Annotated in this window: 25 protein-coding genes; 13 read left to right on the top strand and 12 right to left on the bottom strand. The window is 59.1% G+C overall.

The window, feature by feature from the left end:
- Positions 1–194 precede the first annotated feature (194 nt).
- Positions 195–608 (bottom strand): alternative ribosome rescue aminoacyl-tRNA hydrolase ArfB, encoded by a 414-nt coding sequence (gene arfB / locus J1G18_RS23235; protein WP_098967796.1) that lies wholly within the window; start codon positions 606–608, stop codon positions 195–197.
- A 146-nt stretch (positions 609–754) separates the two neighbouring features.
- Here arfB and queC point away from each other — a divergent pair, with 146 nt between their 5' ends.
- Positions 755–1,453 carry a 7-cyano-7-deazaguanine synthase QueC gene (queC, locus tag J1G18_RS23230; RefSeq protein ID WP_097090165.1) on the top strand — a complete coding sequence of 233 codons (699 nt, stop codon included), beginning with the start codon at positions 755–757 and terminating at the stop codon, positions 1,451–1,453.
- Positions 1,454–1,515: 62 nt separating this feature from the next.
- On the opposite strand, the gene J1G18_RS23225 is transcribed toward queC, so the two are convergent.
- Together J1G18_RS23225 and J1G18_RS23220 are read right to left on the bottom strand one after the other, a co-directional pair.
- The gene (locus J1G18_RS23225) at positions 1,516–2,391 is read right to left on the bottom strand and encodes a queuosine precursor transporter (protein ID WP_027613965.1); all 876 of its coding nucleotides are present in this window, start codon (positions 2,389–2,391) and stop codon (positions 1,516–1,518) included.
- Entirely contained in the window at positions 2,375–2,980 is a 606-nt protein-coding gene (locus J1G18_RS23220) for a helix-turn-helix transcriptional regulator (RefSeq protein ID WP_098967791.1), read from the bottom strand. Before J1G18_RS23220 ends, J1G18_RS23225 begins: the two co-directional genes overlap by 17 nt.
- Positions 2,981–3,550: 570 nt before the next feature.
- Here J1G18_RS23220 and glyA point away from each other — a divergent pair.
- Complete coding sequence (gene glyA, locus J1G18_RS23215) at positions 3,551–4,900, top strand: serine hydroxymethyltransferase (RefSeq protein ID WP_223008654.1); 1,350 nt, start codon at positions 3,551–3,553, stop codon at positions 4,898–4,900.
- 54 nt (positions 4,901–4,954) lie between these two features.
- On the opposite strand, the gene J1G18_RS23210 is transcribed toward glyA, so the two are convergent.
- Complete coding sequence (locus J1G18_RS23210) at positions 4,955–6,376, bottom strand: amino acid permease (RefSeq protein WP_027613968.1); 1,422 nt, start codon at positions 6,374–6,376, stop codon at positions 4,955–4,957.
- An 893-nt stretch (positions 6,377–7,269) separates the two neighbouring features.
- On the opposite strand from J1G18_RS23210, the gene J1G18_RS23205 reads away from it, so the two are divergent.
- Entirely contained in the window at positions 7,270–7,407 is a 138-nt protein-coding gene (locus tag J1G18_RS23205) for a hypothetical protein (RefSeq protein WP_003222780.1), read from the top strand.
- Positions 7,408–7,478: 71 nt separating this feature from the next.
- Positions 7,479–8,444, top strand: a complete 966-nt coding sequence (locus tag J1G18_RS23200) for a leucyl aminopeptidase (protein ID WP_223008652.1) — start codon at positions 7,479–7,481, stop codon at positions 8,442–8,444.
- Between the two features lie 198 nt (positions 8,445–8,642).
- Here J1G18_RS23200 and rluB read toward each other — a convergent pair whose 3' ends face one another.
- The 6 genes from rluB to J1G18_RS23170 form a co-directional block, all read right to left on the bottom strand.
- Entirely contained in the window at positions 8,643–9,863 is a 1,221-nt protein-coding gene (gene rluB / locus J1G18_RS23195) for a 23S rRNA pseudouridine(2605) synthase RluB (RefSeq protein ID WP_095139335.1), read from the bottom strand.
- 142 nt (positions 9,864–10,005) lie between these two features.
- Positions 10,006–10,197 carry a DUF1289 domain-containing protein gene (locus J1G18_RS23190; protein ID WP_047292462.1) on the bottom strand — a complete coding sequence of 64 codons (192 nt, stop codon included), beginning with the start codon at positions 10,195–10,197 and terminating at the stop codon, positions 10,006–10,008.
- Positions 10,198–10,342: 145 nt separating this feature from the next.
- Positions 10,343–11,320, bottom strand: coding sequence for an SMC-Scp complex subunit ScpB (gene scpB, locus J1G18_RS23185; protein ID WP_223008649.1), 978 nt, complete (start codon positions 11,318–11,320; stop codon positions 10,343–10,345).
- Positions 11,321–11,331: 11 nt separating this feature from the next.
- Entirely contained in the window at positions 11,332–12,030 is a 699-nt protein-coding gene (locus tag J1G18_RS23180) for a segregation and condensation protein A (protein WP_171061841.1), read from the bottom strand.
- A gap of 123 nt (positions 12,031–12,153) precedes the next feature.
- Positions 12,154–12,783: an L-threonylcarbamoyladenylate synthase gene (locus J1G18_RS23175; RefSeq protein ID WP_007966016.1), complete on the bottom strand. Its 630-nt coding sequence runs from the start codon at positions 12,781–12,783 to the stop codon at positions 12,154–12,156.
- 13 nt (positions 12,784–12,796) lie between these two features.
- Positions 12,797–13,660, bottom strand: coding sequence for a PHP domain-containing protein (locus J1G18_RS23170; RefSeq protein WP_098967785.1), 864 nt, complete (start codon positions 13,658–13,660; stop codon positions 12,797–12,799).
- 87 nt (positions 13,661–13,747) lie between these two features.
- On the opposite strand from J1G18_RS23170, the gene J1G18_RS23165 reads away from it, so the two are divergent.
- The 6 genes from J1G18_RS23165 to J1G18_RS23140 all read left to right on the top strand — a co-directional run bounded on the left by J1G18_RS23165 (position 13,748) and on the right by J1G18_RS23140 (position 18,209).
- A complete protein-coding gene (locus J1G18_RS23165; RefSeq protein ID WP_027613975.1) occupies positions 13,748–14,344 on the top strand; it encodes a septation protein A in 597 nt (198 codons plus the stop codon).
- A gap of 1 nt (position 14,345) precedes the next feature.
- Complete coding sequence (locus tag J1G18_RS23160) at positions 14,346–14,645, top strand: YciI family protein (RefSeq protein ID WP_007966019.1); 300 nt, start codon at positions 14,346–14,348, stop codon at positions 14,643–14,645.
- Between the two features lie 297 nt (positions 14,646–14,942).
- Complete coding sequence (locus tag J1G18_RS23155; RefSeq protein ID WP_095139331.1) at positions 14,943–15,353, top strand: translation initiation factor 2; 411 nt, start codon at positions 14,943–14,945, stop codon at positions 15,351–15,353.
- A gap of 7 nt (positions 15,354–15,360) precedes the next feature.
- Positions 15,361–16,038 (top strand): response regulator transcription factor, encoded by a 678-nt coding sequence (locus J1G18_RS23150; protein ID WP_183781805.1) that lies wholly within the window; start codon positions 15,361–15,363, stop codon positions 16,036–16,038.
- A 199-nt stretch (positions 16,039–16,237) separates the two neighbouring features.
- On the top strand, positions 16,238–16,687 hold the full coding sequence (locus tag J1G18_RS23145) for a Spy/CpxP family protein refolding chaperone (protein ID WP_223008647.1): 450 nt from the start codon (positions 16,238–16,240) through the stop codon (positions 16,685–16,687).
- 181 nt (positions 16,688–16,868) lie between these two features.
- Positions 16,869–18,209: a sensor histidine kinase gene (locus tag J1G18_RS23140; protein ID WP_223008645.1), complete on the top strand. Its 1,341-nt coding sequence runs from the start codon at positions 16,869–16,871 to the stop codon at positions 18,207–18,209.
- Positions 18,210–18,783: 574 nt separating this feature from the next.
- Here the strand turns inward: J1G18_RS23140 and J1G18_RS23135 are convergent.
- Entirely contained in the window at positions 18,784–19,350 is a 567-nt protein-coding gene (locus tag J1G18_RS23135) for a nitroreductase family protein (protein WP_134785715.1), read from the bottom strand.
- Between the two features lie 121 nt (positions 19,351–19,471).
- On the opposite strand from J1G18_RS23135, the gene J1G18_RS23130 reads away from it, so the two are divergent.
- Positions 19,472–20,926, top strand: a complete 1,455-nt coding sequence (locus J1G18_RS23130) for a TrkH family potassium uptake protein (RefSeq protein WP_097090175.1) — start codon at positions 19,472–19,474, stop codon at positions 20,924–20,926.
- Here J1G18_RS23130 and J1G18_RS23125 read toward each other — a convergent pair.
- Positions 20,883–21,938, bottom strand: a complete 1,056-nt coding sequence (locus J1G18_RS23125) for an AraC family transcriptional regulator (protein ID WP_210557841.1) — start codon at positions 21,936–21,938, stop codon at positions 20,883–20,885. The two genes, J1G18_RS23130 and J1G18_RS23125, sit on opposite strands and share 44 nt — an antisense overlap.
- Positions 21,939–22,102: 164 nt before the next feature.
- Here J1G18_RS23125 and J1G18_RS23120 point away from each other — a divergent pair, with 164 nt between their 5' ends.
- Complete coding sequence (locus J1G18_RS23120) at positions 22,103–22,414, top strand: DUF962 domain-containing protein (protein WP_003222750.1); 312 nt, start codon at positions 22,103–22,105, stop codon at positions 22,412–22,414.
- Between the two features lie 26 nt (positions 22,415–22,440).
- The gene (locus J1G18_RS23115) at positions 22,441–23,031 is read left to right on the top strand and encodes an HD domain-containing protein (protein WP_098967777.1); all 591 of its coding nucleotides are present in this window, start codon (positions 22,441–22,443) and stop codon (positions 23,029–23,031) included.
- Positions 23,032–23,084: the final 53 nt, after the last annotated feature.

Genomic DNA, 23,084 nt, shown 5'->3' with positions numbered 1-23,084 from the left:
TTGCTCAATCAATAAAAAGAGAGCTCAGTAAACGTGTAACAGCAATCCGGCACACCTGTCAGATATGACAGTCAGGTAGACCAATTAGCAATAAGAGAGTCGTTCGATATCCGGAAATTGATTTAAATTGAGTGGCGCGTAATGGATACATTGCTCGCGCCTGCTGAAATGGAACAATTTCAAGACGCCAATTCTTAAAAATCCACCTTGCCGCGCCCAGCCTTGATGCTGCCGCGCTTGGTCTTGGATTCGAGCCGGCGCTTCTTCGAGCCGAGGGTTGGTTTGGTCGGGCGGCGTTTCTTTTCAACCTTGGTGGCGCTGAGGATCAACTCGGTCAGGCGCTCCAGCGCATCGGTCCGGTTGGCTTCCTGCGTGCGGTACTGCTGAGCCTTGATGATCAGCACACCATCGCTGGTGATGCGACTGTCACGCAGCGCCAGCAGCCGTTCCTTGTAGAACTCGGGCAAGGACGAGGCCGGAATGTCGAAGCGCAGGTGCACGGCGCTGGAGACCTTGTTGACGTTCTGCCCACCGGCGCCTTGCGCGCGGATGGCTGTCAATTCGATCTCGGCATCCGGCAGATGCACGTTGTTGGAAATCACCAGCATGGAAAAAAGTCCGAATTCAGAGCGTGCAGGATACCGCGATTAGCCACAAAGCAGGTCTCCTGCGGCCATGCGCAACTTCTTGCATCAATCGTTTCGCGTTATGATCCCCAGCGAAAATTTACCAGTTCAATGCAGGAAGCATAAGCATGAGCAATAAAGCAGTTATCGTTTTTAGTGGCGGACAGGACTCGACGACCTGTTTGATCCATGCACTGAGCCACTATGACGAAATTCATTGCATCACGTTTGACTATGGTCAGCGTCATCGCGCGGAAATCGAAGTCGCGCAGCAACTGGCCAAACAGCTCGGCGTGACCGTGCATAAAGTGATGGATGTATCTTTGCTGAATGAGCTGGCCATCAGCAGCCTGACTCGCGACAACATCCCGGTTCCGACGGTTAATAGTTCTGGCGAAAGTCTGCCAAGCACCTTTGTGCCGGGAAGAAACATCCTGTTTTTGACCCTCGCCTCTATTTACGCCTATCAGGTACAAGCCAGAACGGTCATCACCGGGGTTTGCGAAACGGACTTCTCGGGCTATCCGGATTGCCGGGACGAGTTCGTCAAGGCACTGAACAAAGCCCTTGAGCTGGGCATGGATTACCCATTGAAACTTGATACTCCGCTGATGTGGCTGAACAAGGCGGAAACCTGGGCGCTGGCCGATCATCACCATCAGCTTGATTTGGTTCGCCACCAGACACTGACCTGCTACAACGGCATAACCGGTAGCGGATGTGCAAATTGCGACGCTTGCAATCTTCGCGCAAAAGGCCTCAATGAGTTTTTGGAAAACAAGGATGAGGTGATGAACAGCTTGAAAACGAAGCTGAATCTGCAATAAAGCACCCAGCATATAAAAATGCGCTCACTTGAAAATTTCGAGTGAGCGCATTATTTAATCCATCAAGCCTGACTACCCGTCAGATACCTCTTGAACAATGACCTGGCACCGTATGCCGGCATGATATTGAAGAACGCAAAACCGACCTTTATCGCGATCTGGACGTAAATCATGCTGAGTATCGCGCTGTTCTCCATCGTCCCGTAAAAGGCGATGTAGCAGAAAAGAAAACTGTCGATTATCACCGCAAACAAAGTACTCAGAAACACCCGCAAGAAGAGAAATCGGGAGTTGGTCAGTTCTTTGATTTTGCACAACAGATAAGAGTTTATATTTTCCGACACCAGAAACGATACAGACGAAGCTACCAGCACCGACGACAACTGACTGATCACATCATTGTAAGGCCCGTCGAGTTTCCACCCGGGTAGCCCGGGAAGGTACGTAGTCATGGCCAGCAAAATGATAATGGCCGCATTACTGATGAACGCGAAGAGTATCGCCTTGCGCGCCAACCGGAGGCCGAAGGTTTCATTCAGCAAGTCGACGATCAAAAACGTCAGCGGATACAGGAAAGTACCCGGCGTTACGACAATATCAAAATATTCCAGATAGATAGGTTTGGTCGCCGCAATGCTGGTAAAAATATAAAGCGTGAACAGCATCAGGTTCAGAATGATATAAATCATCCAGGAACTCTCGTGGCGATCATTTATTTCATAAGCGGTAAGCGACCCTCCCTGGGAGTAGAATTTCTTGTACAGATTCTTTACTTCTATCTTGTTCAGATTATCCATAATCTCACTATTCAACACTTCACTCAGCTTTATTTTAATTATCTTGCCTGTCGCAATGACCATGATCACCGCCAGGCTTTTTCCGTTTTCGAACCCCAACAACTTATACTTGGTGTTTTCCCTTTCAACGCTGCAATCCATTAAATCGTTCCTCGATTATATCCCCGACCACACAAACACTCTCCAGCGCAAGATCAACATCAGTCGTTATGAATAACCTTTTGCTGACTTTGTCATACACCAGTTTTTCCTTGTCGATACTTGCCGCGCCCTTCTGCACGATCAGCAGGTCGCCCGGTTCATTCATGCCACTGACTTCATTTTCCAGCAGGACGCCTATCAAATTGAAGGACGTTCCAAAATAGTAAGTCAGTGGAAAAATCGTCGCCAACTCGCCGATTCGCTTATCCAGATTCTGCAGAAGCAGACTTTCCTTGATGACAGGCACTGCCGCCGGGTTCATGTTGCCCTGCGGCGAGATGCTGCTGTCGATGATTTCCTTTTCTTCAAACGAGATCGTCTCTATCTCTTCGTAGGACACTCCGAAAAAGTCGGAAATCTTGCGCACAGTGGACTGCTGTACGTTGACCACTTTACCTTCAAGAATGTTGTAGATCGTGGTTCGGGTCAGTCCACTGGAATTACATAACGACAGCTGCGTTTCCCCACGACTCTTTATCAGGTACTTGATATTGTTCTTCAGATTCTCCGATCGTTCTCTTCTGTGCATGGAATGCTTACCGTCTTTTATAAAGGCAATTTGAAAATACCCCTCGAATCATCATTCAGGGACTCAACAGGCCCACTAGGAAATAGTTATACGGGTATTAGAGCCGCGGCAGATCATAGCATTCCCCCTCCCTGATTTCGGCATAAACACAGTGTGAACAACACCGCTGGTGTGAACCAAAAAGAACAATTCGAATTCTGTACTGACCCGTCAGTTCTGCTTATCGGCCAGCAGAATCTCGTGAAAAGCGATCCTTCCCGCCTGCAGTTTTACACCCTGAGGCCCGAAGAAAAGAATCATTTTATTTGAACAATGTTCATTTTTCTGATTAATTTTCTGGTGTTCCGCCGTGAAAAACCTATGATGCGTCGGGCAACCGGGCTGTCGGCAGCGACCGCAGTCAGCAGAAAACGGGCCGTCGATACAGAGATTAGTTTGCGCGCACTGCCGCGAAAACAAGGAATCCGCTGTATCCGGTCGGGCAAGGGCAGAAACGCACGCACCCTCCGGTAAAACCAAGGAAGTCGCGCTCGTTCGCAGCGCGCTGCACACAGGGAAGGAATACAGACAATGGCAGTCCATACCGAACCGCTCATGAACCAGGCTGATCTGCTGCAACGGGGCCTGGCGGATCTGTGGGCGCAAGACGCCGAACTGGCAGGGATCCTCGACGCGGAAGTTGCCCGTCAGCACCAGGTGCTGTCGCTGGTCTCCTCCTCTTGCGCCGTCACGCCCATGACCCTGGCCGCCTCCGCTTCGGCACTGGTCAATGTGACGGCCGAGGGGTTGCCCGGCAGACGTTACGGCGGCGGGTGCGAAAACGTCGATCTGGTCGAAGCGCTTGCCATTCGCAGAGCGCGGGAACTGTTCGATGCCCAGTACGCAAGCGTGCAATCGCATTCGGCATCAAACGCCAATTACCACGTGCTGACCGCCCTGCTCGAACCAGGCGATACCTTGCTGGGAATGGGCGTCAAATACGGCGGCCATCACACCCATGGCAGTTCCACCTCATTCGCCGGCATTTACTACAAGGCGATTCGGTACGGCACGACTTCAGCGGGGGTCATCGATTACGACCAGGTGCGCAAACTGGCGCTCGCCCATCGCCCACGCATCATCATGTGCGGCGCGACGGCGTACTCACGGGTCATCGATTTCCAACGATTTCGCGAGATTGCCGATGAAGCCGGCGCCATCCTGCTCGCCGATATTTCGCATATCGCCGGACTGGTTGCCACAGGGCGGCATCCCAGTCCGATCGACGTCGCACACGTCACCACCACCTGCACCCACAAACAACTCATGGGCCCGCGCGGCGGTCTGATCCTTTCGGGTCAAGCGGCGAAAACCAAGGTGCCCGGCTTGAGGACGACATTCAGCCGCGCCCTCGACCAGGCCGTTTATCCGCGAATGCAGGGCGCGCCTGCCGTCAACATGATCGCTGCGAAGGCGGCGGCTCTGGCTTACGCAAAGTCCACGGAGTTCGACAGAAGCATGGGGCGGGTTCGTAGCACGGCTGACGAGTTCGCCAGCGCCTTTCAGGCTCACGACTACGAAGTCGTCGGCGGGGGCAGTGAAAACCATACGGTATTGATTCGGTTGCGTGGCGGCATCACCGGCGCCATTGCCGAGTCGGCGCTGGAGCGTTGCGCAATTATCGTGGACAAATATCGTGTACCGGGCGAGACACGCCCTTCACTCATTACCAGCGGTCTGCGCATCGGCACGGGCTCCATCGCGCAGCGCAGAATCGATCCGCAGGGATGTCGCCAGATCGTCGATCTGATCTGCCGGATCCTCGACAGTGTGAGACCGATCAGCGAGCAGGATTACCTGCTGGAACCGGCCTTGCGCGAGCAATTCCGGTTGCAGACCGAAGCGTTCTGCACAGCCCATCCCATCGCCGAATACGTCTGACGACCAATAAAAAACCCGGCACATTGGCCGGGTTTCTCACTTTCTGCGTCTGGCTTACTTCGCGGCAGAACCCGCCGCGTGCAGCGCCTGCTGCGCTCCACGCTTGTTCTTGATCACGTAGCAGACCCACATGAACACGACCCACACCGGAATCGCATACACCGAGATCTGGATGCCCGGGATCAGCAGCATCACGCCAAGGATGAACACCACGAACGCCAGGCAGATGTAGTTGCCGTACGGGTACCACAGCGCCTTGAACAGTGGTGTCTGCTGCGTCTTGTTCATGTGCTGACGGAACTTGAAGTGCGAGAAGCTGATCATCGCCCAGTTGATCACCAGCGTTGCAACCACCAGCGACATCAGCAGTTCCAGCGCCTGCTGCGGGATCAGATAGTTGAGCAGCACCGCCACCAGCGTCACCGCTGCGGAAGCCAGGATCGAACGCACCGGCACGCCGCGCTTGTCGATCTTCGCCAGACCTTTCGGCGCATCGCCCTGCTCGGCCATGCCCAGCAGCATGCGGCTGTTGCAGTAGGTGCCGCTGTTGTACACCGACAGCGCCGCGGTCAGCACCACGAAGTTGAGGATGTGCGCAGCGGTGTTGCTGCCGAGCATCGAGAACACCTGCACGAACGGGCTGCCGCTGTACGAATCGCCGGACGCGTTGAGGGTTGCCAGCAGGCTGTCCCAAGGAGTCAGCGACAGCAGGATCACCAGCGCGCCGATGTAGAAAATCAGGATGCGGTAGATCACCTGGTTGATCGCTTTCGGGATCACGGTTTTCGGCTTGTCGGCTTCGGCTGCAGTGAAACCGAGCATTTCCAGGCCACCGAAGGAGAACATGATGATCGCCATCGCCATCACCAGACCGCTGACGCCGTTGGGGAAGAACCCGCCGTGCGACCACAGGTTGCTGACCGAGGCCTGCGGGCCGCCATGGCCGCTGACCAGCAGGTAGCTGCCCAGCGCAATCATGCCGACGATCGCCACGACTTTGATGATCGCGAACCAGAATTCGGCCTCCCCGAAGACTTTGACGTTGGCCAGGTTGATCGCGTTGATCAGCACGAAGAAGGCGGCGGCGGTGACCCAGGTCGGGATGTCCGGCGCCCAGTAGTGGATGTACTTGCCGACCGCGGTCAGCTCCGACATGCCCACCAGAATGTACAGAATCCAGCAGTTCCAGCCCGACAGGAAACCGGCAAAACCGCCCCAGTACTTGTGCGCGAAATGACTGAAGGAACCGGCCACCGGCTCTTCGACGATCATCTCGCCGAGCTGGCGCATGATCATGAAGGCGATGAAGCCGCAGATGGCGTAGCCGAGGATCATCGACGGGCCGGCGGATTTCAGGACCCCGGCCGAGCCGAGGAACAATCCGGTACCGATCGCGCCACCGAGGGCGATCAGTTGAATATGGCGATTTTTCAGGCCGCGTTTCAGCTCGCCTGATTGCGAGTTTTGTCCACTCATGAAAAAGGTCCCACGCAAGGTTTGATGATGTTCAGTAGACGTTGCTGCAAGGTTGCGATTTCAGACAACCCCGATCAAACCCCAGCGCAAGCACCAGGAATTCAGCGTTTTTACAACGGTCATGCGTCACCTGTTTGTTTTTATCTGTGACGAAATCGAACCCGACACGCTTGTGACGTGGCGGAGTGAACAAGGCGGATAACCTTGAGGTTTGCGCGATTACGCAGAGGGTCACAGTTAAAACGCGGCGCATTGTACACCGCTAACCCCCTGCTGCCAGACCCCGCTGGATCAGCGTGGCGCTTGCCGGGATTGCGTGGGTCCGCCTCGAGACACTCGGGCGGCTGCAAAAATTGAGTCAGGCCTTTGCTGGCCATCGACGGGGACGAGGAAAAAAACGTCCCGCGCAGAGAAGTGGAGATCGATCACGGCGTTCATTGCGCCTCCTTCTTGTTATGCACCTGCACGACAGGCATGAGGCGCATCTCACCCTGCAAACAGCGCTGAAACAAGCGCGCCAGAGCCCTGCGCGACGCCTTTGCAGCCGGGCTTCGGCAGGTTTTCCTTACAGCCTCGGCAGAGGGGTAAATCCACTGGGCTTTACCGGGGTTTTCGTAAACTTTTCTTTACGAGGCGTAACGCAGATTTTCCATTTCGGAAAATTCTGTAGGACGTCTGCAAATTGACGGTAGCAAGCTTGCTAATAAAAGTTGCCGTTTAGTTTTTTGTTTTCAAATAAGAAAACCGTCGTTTAAAAACAGAATAAAAAGTTTATTTAAATTTTAAATAAATAATTTTTTGCATTACAAAACTCCCTGAACTAGGTTCTTCACGTCTTGCCGGCCAACTCGACCGGCCAGTCACAACCGTGAAAGTCATCTAGGAGATCGACCATGCAAGCACTGGAAAAAGACTTGGATACCGAACTGCAACTGGACGAATGGTTTGAAGCACCAACCCATGAGGCGGCCGTGGAAATGATGCAAGCCGACGCGGTGGTTCCGTTCGGCACGGCGATGTGGCCTCTGTAAGACATCCCCGGGCAGGCACGATCCGGCCGGTCGTGCCTGCCGCTTTCTTCACGGTCAGTCAGGGAGGACTCATGGATAAGCCCCGCGCGATCTCGCATTTCCTTTACTACCTCGAACATCACCCTGCCCTTGCCGGTCTCGATTCGGCGAAGGTACTGCTCGGCCATACCGCCGATTACGAAGCCCTGACCGGCGCCATCGCCGAACAGGCCGGCGATCATCCCCGCTTCACGTTCAGTGCCCGTCGCCTGGACCTGGAAAGCACCGCAACGCTGACCGCGGCGATTGCCGACAGCGATCTGTACATTTTCTTCTACGACTCTTCCACCCTGCCCAACCCGCGCCCCGACGGCCCGGAGTTCGTTCGCGCCCTGCAGGGCGTGATGACGGAAAACTGGAAGAAGTCGCTGCTGTTCAAGGATTACGGCGACTATTTCTACGACACTTTCAGCGTCACCCCGCAGCGCATCGCCGGGCTCAACAGCCACTTGATCCAGCGCATGTCTCAAGCGACGACGCTGAGCTTCAAGGACGACCACGGCTCCTGGTTTGAAACGCCGCTGAGCAGCATCAAGAAGTGGACCGACATCAACGGTGTCGGCAACTTCGACCTGGCCCCCGGCGAAATCGCCACCCACAGCGAAGCCATCAACGGCCATGTGAAATTCAAGGGCACGTTCCTCAGCACCATCCCGTTTGCGCGCAAGTACGGCGTGCTGGAGTCGCCACTGGAACTGTGGATCGAGAATTCGACCATCAGCCGCATCGCCACCGACGTGCCGGGGCTGGAGCATGATTTCAACAAATACCTGGACGCCAACCCGTCGAACCGGCGCATCGAGGAACTGGGGATTGGCACCAACGAAGGGGTAAAAGATCTGTATGCGCGCAATGCCGGGTTCGAAGAGCGGCATTGTGGGTTGCATCTGGGACTGGGCGGTGGGGCCAAGGGCAGTCATCACCTGGACCTGATCTTCTCCGGCGGAGTGTTGGCGCTGGATGACAAGCCGGTGTTTGATGGGCGGTTTGTGTTCTAGCCTGATTTTTCTTTATTGAAGCCACTGGCCTCTTCGCGAGCAAGCCCGCTCCCACAGTAGGATTTGTGTACGACGCAGATCCACTGTGGGAGCGAGCTTGCTCGCGAAGAGGCCGGTTCAGCCAATGCAACTCTTTCGCCAGACGAAAAAAAACGCCAACCCTGCGGTTGGCGTTTTTCATTCAGACGCTAAAGCCGATCACTCCGGCTTCTTGCGCCCGAAACCCGGACGCTGACCGGAACCGGCCGGAGCACCACGACGCTTGCCCGACGGCTTGTCGCCGTCGACCAGTTTGATCCCCGGACGCTTCGGTGCAGGCTTGGCCGGACGCTTGTTGGTGGTGTCGGCAGGACGATCAGCGACCGGCGTACCACGGCCGGCCGGCGCACGACCTTCGCCACGTTCGGTGCGACCGTTGGCCGGACGCGGTGCGCGCTCGCCATCACGGGCCACTGGCTTGCGACCCGGACGCTCGCCTTCGATCTGCGGCTCACGGCTCGGACGCGGACCGGTCGGCGCGCCAGCGGCTGGACGCAGGGTACGCACGCGCTCGGTCTTGGCCATCGGCCGCGACGATTTGCGCTGCATACGTTCCAGCTTGTCCTTGCTCTTGGCGTTGAGTTGCGGCATCGCTACTGGCGTCAGGCCGACTTCAGCACTCAGTACATCGACTTCGTACTGGCTCATTTCGCGCCAGCGGCCCATTGGCAGATCAGAGTTGAGGAACACCGGACCGAAACGCACGCGCTTCAGACGGCTAACCACCAGCCCTTGAGATTCCCACAGACGACGAACCTCACGGTTACGGCCTTCCATCACCACGCAGTGATACCAGTGGTTGAAGCCTTCGCCGCCCGGTGCCTGTTGAATGTCGGTGAAACGCGCCGGGCCGTCTTCCAGCACCACGCCCGCTTTCAGGCGCTCGATCATCTCGTCGTCGACTTCACCGCGTACACGCACGGCGTACTCACGGTCCATCTCGTAGGATGGGTGCATCAGACGGTTGGCCAGTTCACCGTCGGTGGTGAACATCAGCAGACCAGTGGTGTTGATGTCGAGACGACCGATGTTGATCCAGCGGCCTTCTTTCGGACGCGGCAGCTTGTCGAACACGGTCGGACGGCCTTCCGGGTCGTCACGGGTGCAGATCTCGCCATCGGGCTTGTTGTACATGATCACGCGGCGTACCGACTCGGCAGCCTCTTCGCGCTTGATCACCTTGCCATCGATGGTGATGGCGTCGTGCATGTCGACGCGCAGGCCGAGGGTGGCGTCTTTGCCATTGACCTTGATCCGGCCCTGGCTGATCCAGGCTTCGACGTCACGGCGCGAGCCAACGCCGATACGGGCGAGGACTTTCTGCAGTTTTTCGCCTGCTGGGCCGATTTCCTGGTCGTCTTGCTGATTGATGTCACTCATCTGGGCACCTCCCGGTGTGGTCTGTTCAGGCGACGCCTGAAGCATTGAAATCTGGTTTTCGGGCGAAGGGATCGCCGAAGGGTCGCGAATCATACGCGGATGTGCGCCATCGCGCATCAGAGACTAGCTGATCGAACGACAGTTATTTCTTTTTCCGCCGACCGGCGCCACCGAGCTTGATCAGGCGCAGCGCGGCTTCGGCCAGCACCGTGCGCTTGTCGTCTTTGTCGAGTTTCTTCCAGGCACGGATCTCGCGCTTGCTGCGGCCACAGCCGAGACAGATGTCGTCGCTGAACTTGCACAGGCTGATGCACGGGTCTTTGGTGGAACTCATCGAATACTCCAGAACGACACTTGACCCTGTGGGAGCGGGCTTGCTCGCGAATGCAGTGTGTCAGGCAATACATGAATGGCTGACACACCGCATTCGCGAGCAAGCCCGCTCCCACAGGGGTTGACCAGTGATCCTGAAAACCGGGTCAGTCCTCGAACTCGCGGCGTTCGGCCTCGATGGCTTCCGCCAGCGCACGGGCTTCGGCTTCTTCTTCGCTCAGCTCGGGTTCAGGTTCTGGCACCGGTTGTTCGAGGGCGGCGACGGCGGCCAGGAGTTTTTCCCGGGCCTCGGCAACGCCCAGCACGTCCTCTTCCGGTTCGGCTTCAGGCTCGGCCTCAAGTTCAACGTCAATCGCCGGTTCGACGGTCTCGGCTTCCGGCTCAGTCGTCGACGCTTCACCATCCGCAGCATTGCGCAACAGATCGTCGAAGTCGGTCTTGATCCCCTCCTCCATGCTGTCCAGCTCCAGCAACAGCGTGTGGAAACTGGTTTCTTCCTTCGGTTCTTCCGGCTCGGCGCTGGCGTCGGCCTGTTCCTGCAGGCCCTGCGGTACCGGTGCGTCGTCAAAATCGAGGACTGGCTCGGTTTCCATCTCGCGCAGCTCAGCCAGCGGTGGCAGGTCTTCGAGGTTCTTCAGGTTGAAGTGATCGAGAAACGCCTTGGTAGTGGCGAACATCGCCGGTTTGCCCGGCACGTCGCGGTAACCGACGATGCGGATCCACTCGCGCTCGATCAGCGTCTTGACGATGTTGGTATTGACCGCCACACCCCGCACGTCTTCAATCTCGCCGCGGGTGATCGGCTGGCGATAGGCAATCAGCGCCATGGTTTCCAGCAGCGCCCGGGAATAGCGCTGCGGCCGCTCTTCCCACAAACGTCCGACCCACGGCGAAAACTTCTCGCGGATCTGCAGGCGGTAGCCGGAGGCGACTTCCTTGAGCTCGAACGCGCGGCCCTCGCAGGACTTGGCCAGCAGGCTCAGGGCTTTCTTGAAGACCGCAGGTTCCGGTCGTTCGCCTTCTTCGAACAGTTCGTAAAGGCGCTCAAGCGATTGCGGTTTTCCCGAGGCCAACAGAAAGGCTTCAAGCAGGGGCGCCAGCTCGCGGGGTTCAGTCAGGTTCATGTTTCGACTCGTTATTCGGCTCGGGCTCGCACGTGGATCGCGGCGAACGGCTCATTCTGCACCAGCTCGACCAAGGATTCCTTGACCAGTTCAAGGATCGCCATAAAGGTCACCACCACGCCGAGGCGACCTTCCTCGGCGGTGAACAGCTCGACGAACGGCACAAAGCCGCCGCCCTTGAGCCGTTCCAGCACATCGCTCATGCGCTCGCGGGTCGACAGTGCCTCGCGGCTGACCTGGTGGCTCTCGAACATGTCGCCCCGGCGCAGCACTTCGGCCATGGACATCAGAATCTCTTCCAGCGCGACATCCGGCAACAGCTTGCGCGCCCGGGCTTCCGGGGCGTCGAGCTTGGGCACGACCACATCGCGACCGACCCGGCTCAGGCCGTCGATGCCTTCGGCGGCAGCCTTGAAGCGCTCGTATTCCTGCAGGCGACGGATCAGTTCGGCGCGCGGGTCGTCCTCTTCGTCTTCGACGGTTTCGGCGCGCGGCAGGAGCATCCGTGACTTGATCTCGGCCAGCATCGCCGCCATCACCAGATACTCGGCAGCCAGCTCCAGGCGCACCGACTGCATCAATTCGACATAGCCCATGTACTGGCGGGTGATTTCCGCCACCGGGATGTCGAGGATGTTGATGTTCTGTTTGCGGATCAGGTACAGCAGCAAGTCGAGCGGGCCTTCAAAGGCTTCGAGAAACACTTCCAGCGCATCCGGCGGGATGTACAGGTCCAGCGGCATTTCCGTGACCGCCTGGCCATAGACCATGGCAAACGGCAGTTCCTGCTGGGCGCCGGCCTGGGGATCGACAACGGTTTCCACTGCGGACATTCAGGCCTCGACCATGAACGGCGCGGGGTCGCCGCAACCGACGCGGATCACTTCCGGGTCGTCGCCGGTCAGGTCAATCACGGTGGACGCCTTGATCCCGCCAAAACCGCCGTCGATGATCAGATCCACCTGATGTTCGAGCAATTGACGCATTTCGTACGGATCGCTCAGCGGATCTTCATCGCCGGGCATGATCAGGGTCACGCTCATCAGCGGCTCGCCGAGTTCGGCCAGCAACGCCAGGGCAATCGGATGGCTCGGCACCCGCAGGCCAATGGTGCGTTTTTTCGGATGCAGCAACAGGCGCGGCACTTCACGGGTGGCGTTGAGGATAAAAGTGTAAGGCCCCGGCAGATGCGCCTTGAGAATGCGGAAGGTGCCGGTGTCGATCTTGGCGTAGTTGCCCAGTTGCGACAGGTCGCTGCAGATCAGCGCAAAGTTGTGCTTTTCGTCGAGCTGACGCAGCCGGCGCACGCGCTCGATCGCGGTCTTGTCGCCGATCTGGCAACCGATGGCGTAGGAAGAGTCTGTGGGATAAATCACCACCCCGCCCTTGCGGATGATCTCGACCGCCTGTTTGATCAGGCGCGCTTGCGGGTTTTCCGGATGGATCTGGAAAAATTGACTCACGTTTTCTACCTGTTCAGACGGCGGCAATATCTGTGTCATGTTTGAACCGACACCACAGGGGTGGAAGGTCCTCGGGAACCGGCCGGTACTGGCCAATCTCGGACCAGCCTCCAGGGCCATGGAAATCACTGCCGGCGCTGACCAGCAGACCGAACTCGCGGGCAAGGATTGCCAGGCTGCCGACCTGTTCCGCGGGCTGATGGCCATTGACCACTTCGATTGCATGCCCGCCCGCTTGAATATAGTCGGCAATCAGCTTTCGGCGCTTGCTGCGGGTGAAATCGTAGTGCCATGGATGCGCCAGACTGACCCACGCTCCGGCGGCGCGCAGGGTGCCGACGGTGTCTTCCAGCGTCGGCCAGTGTTGCTTGACGTCACCCAGCTTGCCGGCGCCGAGCCATTTACGGAACGCCTCGGCGCGATCCTTTACAAAACCTTCACGCACCATCCAGTCGGCAAAATGCGGACGGGCCGGGGCGTTGCCGCTGTCGCCCAGCTCCTGCTGGATCTGCCGGGCGCCGTCGAGGGCACCGGGCATACCTTTGAGGCCGAGCTTGCGGCTTATTTCTTCCGACCGCAGCCAGCGGCCATCGTGCAATCGGGCGATCGCCTCGACCAGTGGCCCGGCGTTGACGTCGAAACCGTAGCCCAGCACGTGGATGGTCGCGCCGCCCCAGGTGCAGGACAGTTCGACGCCATTGACCAGTTGCATGCCCAGTTCTTCGGCGGCGCTGCGCGCTTCGGCGAGGCCTTCGAGGGTGTCGTGATCGGTCAACGCCAGGACTCGCACGCCGTTTTCGAACGCACGCGCAACCAGAACCGCCGGCGCCAGGGCGCCATCGGAGGCCGTGCTGTGGCAGTGCAAATCAACATTCACGGGGAGTTGTAACCTCAAATCAGCTGGCGCTATCGCGCGCCCATATGTTTGTTATTATGCCGCCACATCCAGCTTCTGGCTCTCACTGTGAAACAATTCATCGATTTCATCCCGCTTCTGCTGTTCTTCATCGTTTACAAACTTGATCCACGGGTTGTCGATATCGCCGGCCACGAGGTCACTGTAGGCGGTATTTACAGCGCCACGGCGATGCTGATCATCAGCTCCCTGGTGGTCTACGGCGCGTTGTTCATCAAACAGCGCAAGCTGGAGAAGAGCCAATGGCTGACCCTGATCGCCTGCCTGGTGTTCGGCAGCCTGACCCTGGCCTTCCACAGCGAGACCTTCCTCAAATGGAAAGCCCCGGTGGTCAACTGGCTGTTCGCCCTGGCCTTCATCGGCAGCCACTTCATCGGTGACCGCCTGCTGATCAAACGCATCATGGGCCACGCGCTGACCCTGCCGGATCCGGTCTGGACCCGCCTGAACATCGCCTGGATCGCCTTTTTCCTGTTCTGCGGCGCTGCCAACCTGTTCGTGGCGTTCACCTTCCAGAGCATCTGGGTCGACTTCAAGGTGTTCGGCAGCCTGGGCATGACCGTGCTGTTCCTGGTCGGTCAGGGCATCTACCTGTCCCGCCACCTGCATGACGCCGATACCACAACACCAAAAACCGAGGACTGACATGCTCTACGCAATCATTGCCACCGACGTCGCCAACTCGCTCGAAGCCCGCCTCGCCGCGCGCCCGGCCCACCTCGAACGCCTGCAAGTGCTCAAGGGCGAAGGCCGCATCGTACTGGCCGGCCCGCACCCGGCGGTCGACAGCAATGATCCGGGCGCTGCGGGTTTCACCGGCAGCCTGATCGTCGCCGAATTCGACTCCCTCAGCGCCGCCCAGGCCTGGGCCGACGCCGATCCGTACATCGCCGCCGGCGTGTACGCCAATGTGATCGTCAAGCCGTTCAAGCAGGTTTTGCCGTAACCAAGGAATATCGAGGGACTCTGTGGCGAGGGGATTTATCCCCGATGGTTGCGCAGCAACCCAAAGCCATCCAATGCGGTGTGCCTGACACACCGCATGCTCCCATTTCAGGTCTGCTTCGCAGCCCATCGGGGCGGTGCGACGTTTCGCTGAATCCCCTCACCACAACAGCTCTCTCGCCACACTCAACCCACTCCAAGCACTGAACCTTCCCGGTTCTAACCGCTCTCAATCGCTCATTATTCTCGTTTGCCTGCCGACAACCTGCCCAATATCCATTTGCAAGCAGGAATCGCAATGCGCAAAGGTCCGTTGTGTCTGATGTGGGTCACGTTGTCGATCATGGCGCCCGCCCATGGTGAGGAAACCACCGAAAGCGGCAGCTCCACGCCATTGTCATTAAGTGCCGGCAGCCAGATTACCGAGTTGCAGCAGCGCCTGAAGGCCAGCGAACAGCAGCGGGAAGAACTGAGCAAACAACTGCAAAATGCCGACAACACCCGCGAAAGCGCCCAGCTCGCCCGGTTGCGCCAGGAGAACCAGCGCCTGAAGCTGCAACTCAAGGAAGCCCAGGCCAGCCCGGTGCCACGTCTGTTGACCGAACAGCAGCAATGGTTCGTCACCGGCGCCGGGGTAGCGCTATTGGCGCTGCTGTGCGGTATCTTTGCCAGTGGAGCAAGCCGAAAACGTCGGCAATGGCTAAATTGAGTGAGTCATGAGCGAGCTGTTACTGATTGATGATGACCAGGAGTTGTGCGAACTCCTGAGTAGCTGGCTGAGCCAGGAAGGCTTCCAGGTACGCGCCTGCCACGATGGCCAGAGCGCGCGCAAGGCGCTGGCCGAATCGGCGCCTGCCGCTGTGGTGCTGGACGTGATGCTGCCCGACGGCAGCGGTCTGGAACTGCTCAAGCAATTGCGCAGCGAACACGCGGAGCTGCCGGTGCTGATGCTCTCGGCCCGTGGCGAACCGCTCGACCGCATCCTCGGTCTGGAGCTGGGCGCCGACGATTACCTGGCCAAACCCTGCGATCCACGCGAACTCACCGCGCGCCTGCGCGCCGTATTGCGCCGCAGTCACCCGGCTGCCGTGTCGACCCAGCTCGAACTGGGCGACCTGAGCTTCAGCCCGGTGCGCGGCGTGGTCAGCATCGACGAGAAAGAACTGACTCTCACCGTTTCCGAAAGTCGTTTGCTCGAAGCCCTGCTCAAGCAGCCCGGCGAGCCGCTGGACAAACAGGAACTGGCGCAACTGGCCCTCGGCCGCAAACTGACCCTGTACGACCGCAGCCTCGACATGCACGTCAGCAACCTGCGCAAGAAGATCGGCCCCCACCCCGACGGTCGCCCACGAATCGTCGCCCTGCGCAGCCGTGGTTACTACTACAGCCTGTAAATCGGGAAATACCTGCCTGAATGCTATATGTGGCGAGGGAGCTTGCTCCCTCGCCACAGGCGGAGTGCCAGTGATATTTGTCAGGCAGGGTACGAAGCGTCTTTACCCAAGCTTTACGCAGCGCTGACCGCCGCTGACCTTGATCTCCGTAATCTGAACTCATCCGGAACGTACCGGGAACGAGACAAGGAGATACACCATGCGCAAGACTCTTATCGCTCTGATGTTCGCTGCCGCTCTGCCAACCGTCGCCATGGCCATGCCACAGGATGGTGGCCCGATGGGTGGCCCGCTCGACGGCCCACGCCACGGCGGTCAGATGCACGTCGAGCACGGCAAAGGCCCGTACAGCCAACTCGACCTGTCCCGTGAACAACGTGATCAGATCCGCAAGATCATGGGCGAGCAGATGCATGAGCGTCGCCAGGTAGTCGAGAAGTACCTGGAAAAACTCTCGCCGGCTGACCAGAAAGCAATGAAAGACGAGATGGCCGCCAACCACAAGAAAGCCGAAGCTGACGTACGCAACCTGCTGAAACCGGATCAACAGAAGAAATTCGACGAGATCCAGAAGAAACAGGCTGAACGCCGCGCCGAATGGGCCGAGTTCAAAGCGTGGAAAGCGCAACAACCGCAAAAAGCGCAATAATGCGATAACCTCGGATCCGACGGCTAAGCGCCGTCGGTTCTGTTGCCACTCAATCCAAATGTGGGAGCGGGCTTGCTCGCGAATGCGGTGTATCAGACAAAGTAATGTTGACTGACACACCGCATTCGCGAGCAAGCCCGTTCCCACATTGTTGAGTTTTTTGTTTGATTGAGGATTTTCTGTGCGTTCATTGTTCTGGCGTATTCTCGCGAGCTTCTGGCTGGCCATTGCTCTGGTGGCGGGGCTGTCGATTCTGCTCGGGCACATGCTCAACCAGGACGCGTGGATCCTCAGCCGCCATCCCGGCCTCAACACCCTGGCCGCCGAATGGACGCAAACCTACGAAGCCCAGGGCGAAGAAGCCGCGCAGGACATCCTCGAACAGCGCAAACGCCAATATCACATCGATGTCCAGGTGCTGAACGAAAGCGGCGACCCGGTGGTGCGTGGCACCTTCCCGCGTCGCGCCGCCGCCTTCGAAGCCCGGCAGAACAACGATGACCGACGCCTGCCCTGGCGGCGCCTGACCGACGAATTCACCAGCGAAAAAACCGGCGACACCTATCTGTTCATCTTCCGCATCCCGCACCCGGAGCTCGACGCCTGGCACCGCGAAAGCCTGCTCTGGCCGCTCAGTGCGCTGGGCATTGCGCTGGTGGTGCTGACCCTGTTCAGCCTGCTGGTGACCTTCTCCATCACCCGCCCGCTCAGTCGTTTACGCGGTGCGGTGCATGATCTGGGGCAGACCACCTATCAGCAGAACAGCCTGGCGAAACTGGCCAACCGTCGCGATGAGTTCGGCGTGCTGGCCAACGACTTCAACCGCATGGGCGCGCGCCTGCAAAGCCTGATCGGCAGTCAGCGCCAGTTGCTGCGCGATGTGTCCCACGAACTGCGCTCACCTTTGGCGCGACTGCGGATTGCGCTGGCACTGGCGGAACGGGCCAACCCGGAAGAACGGGAAAAGCTCTGGCCACGCCTGACCCGCGAATGTGATCGGCTGGAAGCACTGATCAGCGAGATTCTGGTGCTGGCACGGGTCGATGCCGACAACGCCAGTGCCGAAGCGGTAGACCTGAACGCCCTGCTCGGCACCTTGCAGAAAGACGCGCAACTTGGCTCGCCGGAGCAGACCGTGCGCCTGGATGCCGAACCACACCTGACGCTGACCGGCTGGCCGACCATGATCGAGCGCGCCGTCGATAACCTTTTGCGCAACGCCCAACGCTTCAACCCGGTGGGGCAGGCAATCGAATTGCAGGCCACACGTCAGGGCGAACGAATTGTGGTGAGTGTGCGCGACCACGGGCCGGGCGTGCAGGCCGAGCATCTGAGCCAGTTGGGCGAGCCGTTCTACCGGGCGCCGGGGCAGACGGCGGCCGGGCATGGTCTGGGCCTGGCGATTGCCAAGCGCGCGGCGGAGCGGCATGGCGGGAGTCTGCTGCTGGCCAATCATCCTGAGGGCGGGTTTGTCGCCAGCCTGGAATTGCCGTTGGTGCCAGGGGCAATTGTCCAGCCTTAAAAGCCCCTCACCCCAGCCCTCTCCCGGAGGGAGAGGGAGCCGACCGAGGTGTTATACGAAGTGCATCGACCTGGCAAACCGTGTCGATTATGGATTCAGTGAAGATCGCTCCGCCCGGCGCATCTCTGGAGCATGCCAATCAATCCCCTCTCCCTTGGGGAGAGGGAGCCGACCGAGGTGTTATGCGAAGTGCATCGACCTGGCAAACCGTGTCGATATGGATTCAGTGAAGATCGCTCCGCCCGGCGCATCCCTGGAGCATGCCAATCAATCCCTCTCCCTCCGGGAGAGGGAGCCGACCGAGGTGTTATGCGAAGTGCATCGACCTGGCAAACCGTGTCGATTATGGATTCAGTGAAGATCGCTCCGCCCGGCGCATCCCTGGAACATGCCAATCAATCCCTCTCCCTTGAGGAGAGGGAGCCGACCGAGTTGTTATGCGAAGTGCATCGACCTGGCAAACCGTGTCGATATGGATTCAGTGAAGATCGCTCCGCTCGGCGCATCCCTGGCGCATTCCCCAATCAATCCCCTCTCCCTCCGGGAGAGGGTTAGGGTGAGGGGCTTTTGATGTTCAGGCCTTGGAAGGCCAGGCGCTGACGAATTCAGTCAGATCAACCTTCTCCGCCACACGCGGCTCTTTCTGCGGCGTGCCGAGGTACAGGAAGGCAATTACCTGCTCGTCATCAGCCAGGCCCAGCCCCTTGGCCACGTGCGCCGAATAAGCCAGATCACCGGTGCGCCACACCGCCCCGATCCCCTGCGCATACGCCGCCAGCAGAATCCCGTGAGCCGCACACCCCGCCGCCAACAACTGCTCGGCCTTCGGATACTTGACGTGATCCTGCAGTTTCGCGATCACCACGACCACCAGCGGCGCCCGCAGCGGGCCGTTGCGCGCCTTGTCGATCATCGCTTCAGTGACTTCGCCTTCCTGCATCTGCGCCGCTTCGGCCAGCAACTCGCCCATTTGCTCACGTGCCGCGCCTTCGACGGTGAGGAAACGGTACGGCTGCAAGTGGCCGTGATCCGGTGCGCGCAGGGCTGCGCCAAACAGGGCTTCGCGCTGCTCGGCGGTAGGGGCCGGTTCGACCAGGCGTGGAACGGAAACACGGTTGAGCAAAGCGTCGAGAGCCTGCATCGGCCACCTCCTGAGAAAAATGTGCGGCTATTCTAGCGGTATCCGGCAATAGGGTGCCGGTTTACATGCCCTGCCCCACGGGTAGAATGGCGCCCTTCCTACATCAGCCCGAGCGGACTTCATGGCGTTGCCGACCTTACGGATCATTGGTTTCATCATCGGCATCTTCCTGATCACCCTGGCCATCGCCATGGTTGTGCCCATGGCCACCCTGGTGATTTTCGAGCGCACCGGCGATCTGCCGTCGTTCCTCTGGGCGAGCATGATCACTTTCCTCGCCGGCCTCGCACTGGTAATTCCGGGCCGCCCGGAGCACATTCACCTGCGCCCGCGCGACATGTACCTGCTGACCGTCAGCAGCTGGCTGGTGGTGTGCATTTTCGCCGCGCTGCCGTTTTTGCTGACCCAGCACATCAGCTACACCGATTCGTTCTTCGAAAGCATGTCCGGCATCACCGCCACCGGCTCGACCGTGCTCAGCGGGCTCGACACCATGTCCCCGGGGATTCTGATGTGGCGCTCGCTGCTGCACTGGCTCGGCGGTATCGGCTTCATCGGCATGGCGGTAGCGATTCTGCCGTTGCTGCGCATCGGTGGCATGCGCCTGTTCCAGACCGAATCATCCGACCGCTCGGAAAAGGTCATGCCGCGCTCGCACATGGTGGCGCGCCTGATTGTGGCGGCCTACGTCGGTATCACCATCCTCGGCAGCCTGGCGTTCTGGTGGGCCGGGATGAGCCCGTTCGATGCGATCAACCACGCGATGTCGGCGATTTCCACCGGCGGTTTCTCGACCTCCGACCAGTCCCTGGCGAAGTGGACGCAACCGGCGGTGCACTGGGTCGCGGTGGTCGTGATGATTCTCGGCAGCCTGCCGTTCACCCTGTATGTGGCGACCATGCGCGGCAACCGTCGGGCACTGATCAAGGATCAGCAAGTGCAGGGTTTGCTCGGCATGTTGCTGGTGACCTGGCTGGTGCTCGGCACCTGGTATTGGTGGACCACCAAGCTGCACTGGCTGGAAGCGCTGCGGCACGTGGCGCTGAACGTAACGTCGGTGGTCACCACCACCGGTTTTGCCCTCGGCGACTACAGCCTGTGGGGCAATTTCTCGCTGATGCTGTTTTTCTATCTGGGCTTTGTCGGCGGCTGCTCCGGCTCGACGGCGGGCGGGATCAAGATCTTCCGTTTCCAGGTCGCCTACATCCTGCTCAAGGCCAACCTTAACCAGCTGATTCACCCGCGCGCGGTGATCAAGCAAAAGTACAACGGCCACCGTCTCGACGAAGAGATCGTGCGTTCGATCCTGACCTTTTCGTTCTTCTTCGCCATCACCATCTGCGTGATCGCCCTGCTGCTGTCGCTGCTCGGCGTCGACTGGATGACCGCGTTGACCGGCGCTGCCAGCACCGTGTCCGGCGTCGGCCCGGGCCTGGGCGAGACCATCGGCCCGGCGGGCAACTTTGCCACCTTGCCGGATGCCGCGAAGTGGATTCTGTCATTCGGCATGCTGCTCGGCCGACTGGAGATCATTACGGTGTTTGTGCTGTGTATTCCGGCCTTTTGGCGTCACTGACCGGCGCCTGCAACAGCCGCGCCCGGTAATCGCCGGGCGTGGTGTCGAACCAGCGGCGGAACGCACGGAAGAAGTTGCTCGGATCGGCAAACCCCAGCAGATAGGCAATCTCCAGCAAGGTCATGCTCGGCTGCGCCAGATACTGCTCGGCCAGTTCGCGGCGGGTGTCGTCGAGCAACTGCTGAAAACTGGTGCCCTCCTCCTGCAAACGGCGCTGCAAGGTGCGCTGCGACAGATGCAGGGTCTGCGCCACGGTATCGCGCTTGGGTTCGCCCTGCGGCAGTAAACGGCACAACACCTGGCGCGCTTTGTGGGTCACGCGACTTTCAGAAAACCGCGCCAGATACTCCCCGGCAAACCGGTCGTGCAGCAGCGCCATGGCTTCGTTGGCGGTGGGCAGCGGTGCTTCCATGTCGGCGCGTTCGAAAATCAGCGCATCGTACGGCGCGTTGAACATCAGCGGCGCGTGGAAGGCTTGTCGGTAGGGTTGCAGGTCTGCGGGTTCGTCACCCTGAAACAGCACTTTGACCGGGTGCAGGGTGCGTCCGGTCAACCAGCCGCACAGGCCAAGCGCACAGGCCAGCGAGGCTTCGGCGCTCTGCCGGGTTGGCGGCAGGTGATCGCCATGCACCGTCAGAATCAGCGCATAGCCTTCTTCGAGCAGACGAAAACTCAGGTCGGCGCTCTCGGCGATAATCCGCTGATAACGCACCAGGCGTTGAAAGCCTTCGGCCAGGGTGTTGCTCGACATCAAGGCATAGCCGGCAACGTGGAACGACGCCGGGCGTACCACCTTGCCCATGTTCAGGCCGATCGCCGGGTTGCCGGACAGCTCGACCGCCCGTTGCCAGAGGCGGGTCATGGAATCTTGCGGGAAGCGCGCATCCGGATCATCCAGGGCCGCGTAATCGAGCCCCAGTTGCTTGAACAGTACCCGGCAATCCAGGCCGTCCATCTCCAATGCTTTGACAATCCCCATCGCCCAGCTTGCAGAAGTCGTTCGTTCGCTCATGGCGTTATTCTTTTACATGATGGATCGCATGTTACGACCCGATTTGCGAAGGATACTAAAGTGGCGCCCATTGTCACTGGCTGATGCCAGTGTTCACTCTAGACTCAAATAAGCTACCCGCCGAACAACTTGCCGTCAGAACAATAACCACAGAGATCGCAGTCGTGGAAAACATCAAGCAATTCAACACTTTCGCCGAGTTCTACCCGTATTACCTCAGCGAACACGCCAACAGTACCTGCCGACGATTGCATTTCATCGGCACCACGCTGGTGATTTTCATTCTGGCCATGACCATCGCCAAAGGCGCCTGGCTGCTGTTGCTGGCCCTGCCGCTGGCCGGTTACAGCTTCGCCTGGGTCGGCCATTTCTTCTTTGAAAAGAACCGTCCGGCGACTTTCCAGCATCCGCTGTACAGCCTGCTCGGCGATTTCGTCATGTACCGCGACATGATCCTCGGCCGCGTGGCGTTCTGAATCCCGACACACCCGGAGGCTTGCCGATGAACGCCAATGCCCGCTTCACCCACATGAAAGACGGCACACAGGAAGACTGGGCGATCATCGCCGCGGACTTCAGCGCCTACGCTCGGCAATTGCCGTCGCGGATCATCGCGCACCTGAAGTTGCTCGAAGGCGATTTCGGCGGCTTCCCGGTGGATCGCCTGACCCATTCGCTGCAAACCGCAACCCGCGCCTATCGCGACGGGCGTGACGAGGAATACGTGGTCTGTGCGCTGCTGCATGACATTGGCGACACCCTCGGCTCCTACAACCACCCGGACATCGCGGCGGCGATTCTCAAACCGTTCGTCAGTGCCGAGAATCTGTGGATGGTCGAGAAGCACGGGATCTTTCAGGGTTATTACTTCTTCCATCACCTGGGCATGGATCGGCATCTGCGCGAGCAATTCGCCGCGCATCCGCAGTATCAGGCCACGGCGGAATTTTGCGCCAGGTACGATGCGGCGGCGTTCGACCCGGCCTATGAAACCCTGCCGCTGAGCTTCTTCGAGCCGATGATGGAGCGGTTGTTTGCCCAGCCGAAGCACTCGATCTACAAGGCGGCGATGGAAGAACACAGCCCGGCCTGAGAACACCACAGATCAATGTGGGAGGGGGCTTGCTCCCGAAGGCGGTGTGTCAG

The sequence above is a fragment of the Pseudomonas sp. MIS38 genome (assembly GCF_019891575.1).
GTDB lineage: Bacteria > Pseudomonadota > Gammaproteobacteria > Pseudomonadales > Pseudomonadaceae > Aquipseudomonas > Aquipseudomonas putida_A.
The sequence above is the reverse complement of the archived record's forward strand: the minus strand, read 5'-3'. Positions and strand labels throughout refer to the sequence as shown.

What these genes read in the sequence shown, in the direction of transcription:
- arfB (WP_098967796.1), bottom strand. Translation starts at nt 608, where the DNA reads ATGCTGGTGATTTCCAACAACGTGCATCTGCCGGATGCCGAGATCGAA.
- queC (WP_097090165.1), top strand. Translation starts at nt 755, where the DNA reads ATGAGCAATAAAGCAGTTATCGTTTTTAGTGGCGGACAGGACTCGACG.
- J1G18_RS23225 (WP_027613965.1), bottom strand. Translation starts at nt 2,391, where the DNA reads ATGGATTGCAGCGTTGAAAGGGAAAACACCAAGTATAAGTTGTTGGGG.
- J1G18_RS23220 (WP_098967791.1), bottom strand. Translation starts at nt 2,980, where the DNA reads ATGCACAGAAGAGAACGATCGGAGAATCTGAAGAACAATATCAAGTAC.
- glyA (WP_223008654.1), top strand. Translation starts at nt 3,551, where the DNA reads ATGGCAGTCCATACCGAACCGCTCATGAACCAGGCTGATCTGCTGCAA.
- J1G18_RS23210 (WP_027613968.1), bottom strand. Translation starts at nt 6,376, where the DNA reads ATGAGTGGACAAAACTCGCAATCAGGCGAGCTGAAACGCGGCCTGAAA.
- J1G18_RS23205 (WP_003222780.1), top strand. Translation starts at nt 7,270, where the DNA reads ATGCAAGCACTGGAAAAAGACTTGGATACCGAACTGCAACTGGACGAA.
- J1G18_RS23200 (WP_223008652.1), top strand. Translation starts at nt 7,479, where the DNA reads ATGGATAAGCCCCGCGCGATCTCGCATTTCCTTTACTACCTCGAACAT.
- rluB (WP_095139335.1), bottom strand. Translation starts at nt 9,863, where the DNA reads ATGAGTGACATCAATCAGCAAGACGACCAGGAAATCGGCCCAGCAGGC.
- J1G18_RS23190 (WP_047292462.1), bottom strand. Translation starts at nt 10,197, where the DNA reads ATGAGTTCCACCAAAGACCCGTGCATCAGCCTGTGCAAGTTCAGCGAC.
- scpB (WP_223008649.1), bottom strand. Translation starts at nt 11,320, where the DNA reads ATGAACCTGACTGAACCCCGCGAGCTGGCGCCCCTGCTTGAAGCCTTT.
- J1G18_RS23160 (WP_007966019.1), top strand. Translation starts at nt 14,346, where the DNA reads ATGCTCTACGCAATCATTGCCACCGACGTCGCCAACTCGCTCGAAGCC.
- J1G18_RS23155 (WP_095139331.1), top strand. Translation starts at nt 14,943, where the DNA reads ATGCGCAAAGGTCCGTTGTGTCTGATGTGGGTCACGTTGTCGATCATG.
- J1G18_RS23150 (WP_183781805.1), top strand. Translation starts at nt 15,361, where the DNA reads ATGAGCGAGCTGTTACTGATTGATGATGACCAGGAGTTGTGCGAACTC.
- J1G18_RS23145 (WP_223008647.1), top strand. Translation starts at nt 16,238, where the DNA reads ATGCGCAAGACTCTTATCGCTCTGATGTTCGCTGCCGCTCTGCCAACC.
- J1G18_RS23135 (WP_134785715.1), bottom strand. Translation starts at nt 19,350, where the DNA reads ATGCAGGCTCTCGACGCTTTGCTCAACCGTGTTTCCGTTCCACGCCTG.
- J1G18_RS23130 (WP_097090175.1), top strand. Translation starts at nt 19,472, where the DNA reads ATGGCGTTGCCGACCTTACGGATCATTGGTTTCATCATCGGCATCTTC.
- J1G18_RS23125 (WP_210557841.1), bottom strand. Translation starts at nt 21,938, where the DNA reads ATGAGCGAACGAACGACTTCTGCAAGCTGGGCGATGGGGATTGTCAAA.
- J1G18_RS23115 (WP_098967777.1), top strand. Translation starts at nt 22,441, where the DNA reads ATGAACGCCAATGCCCGCTTCACCCACATGAAAGACGGCACACAGGAA.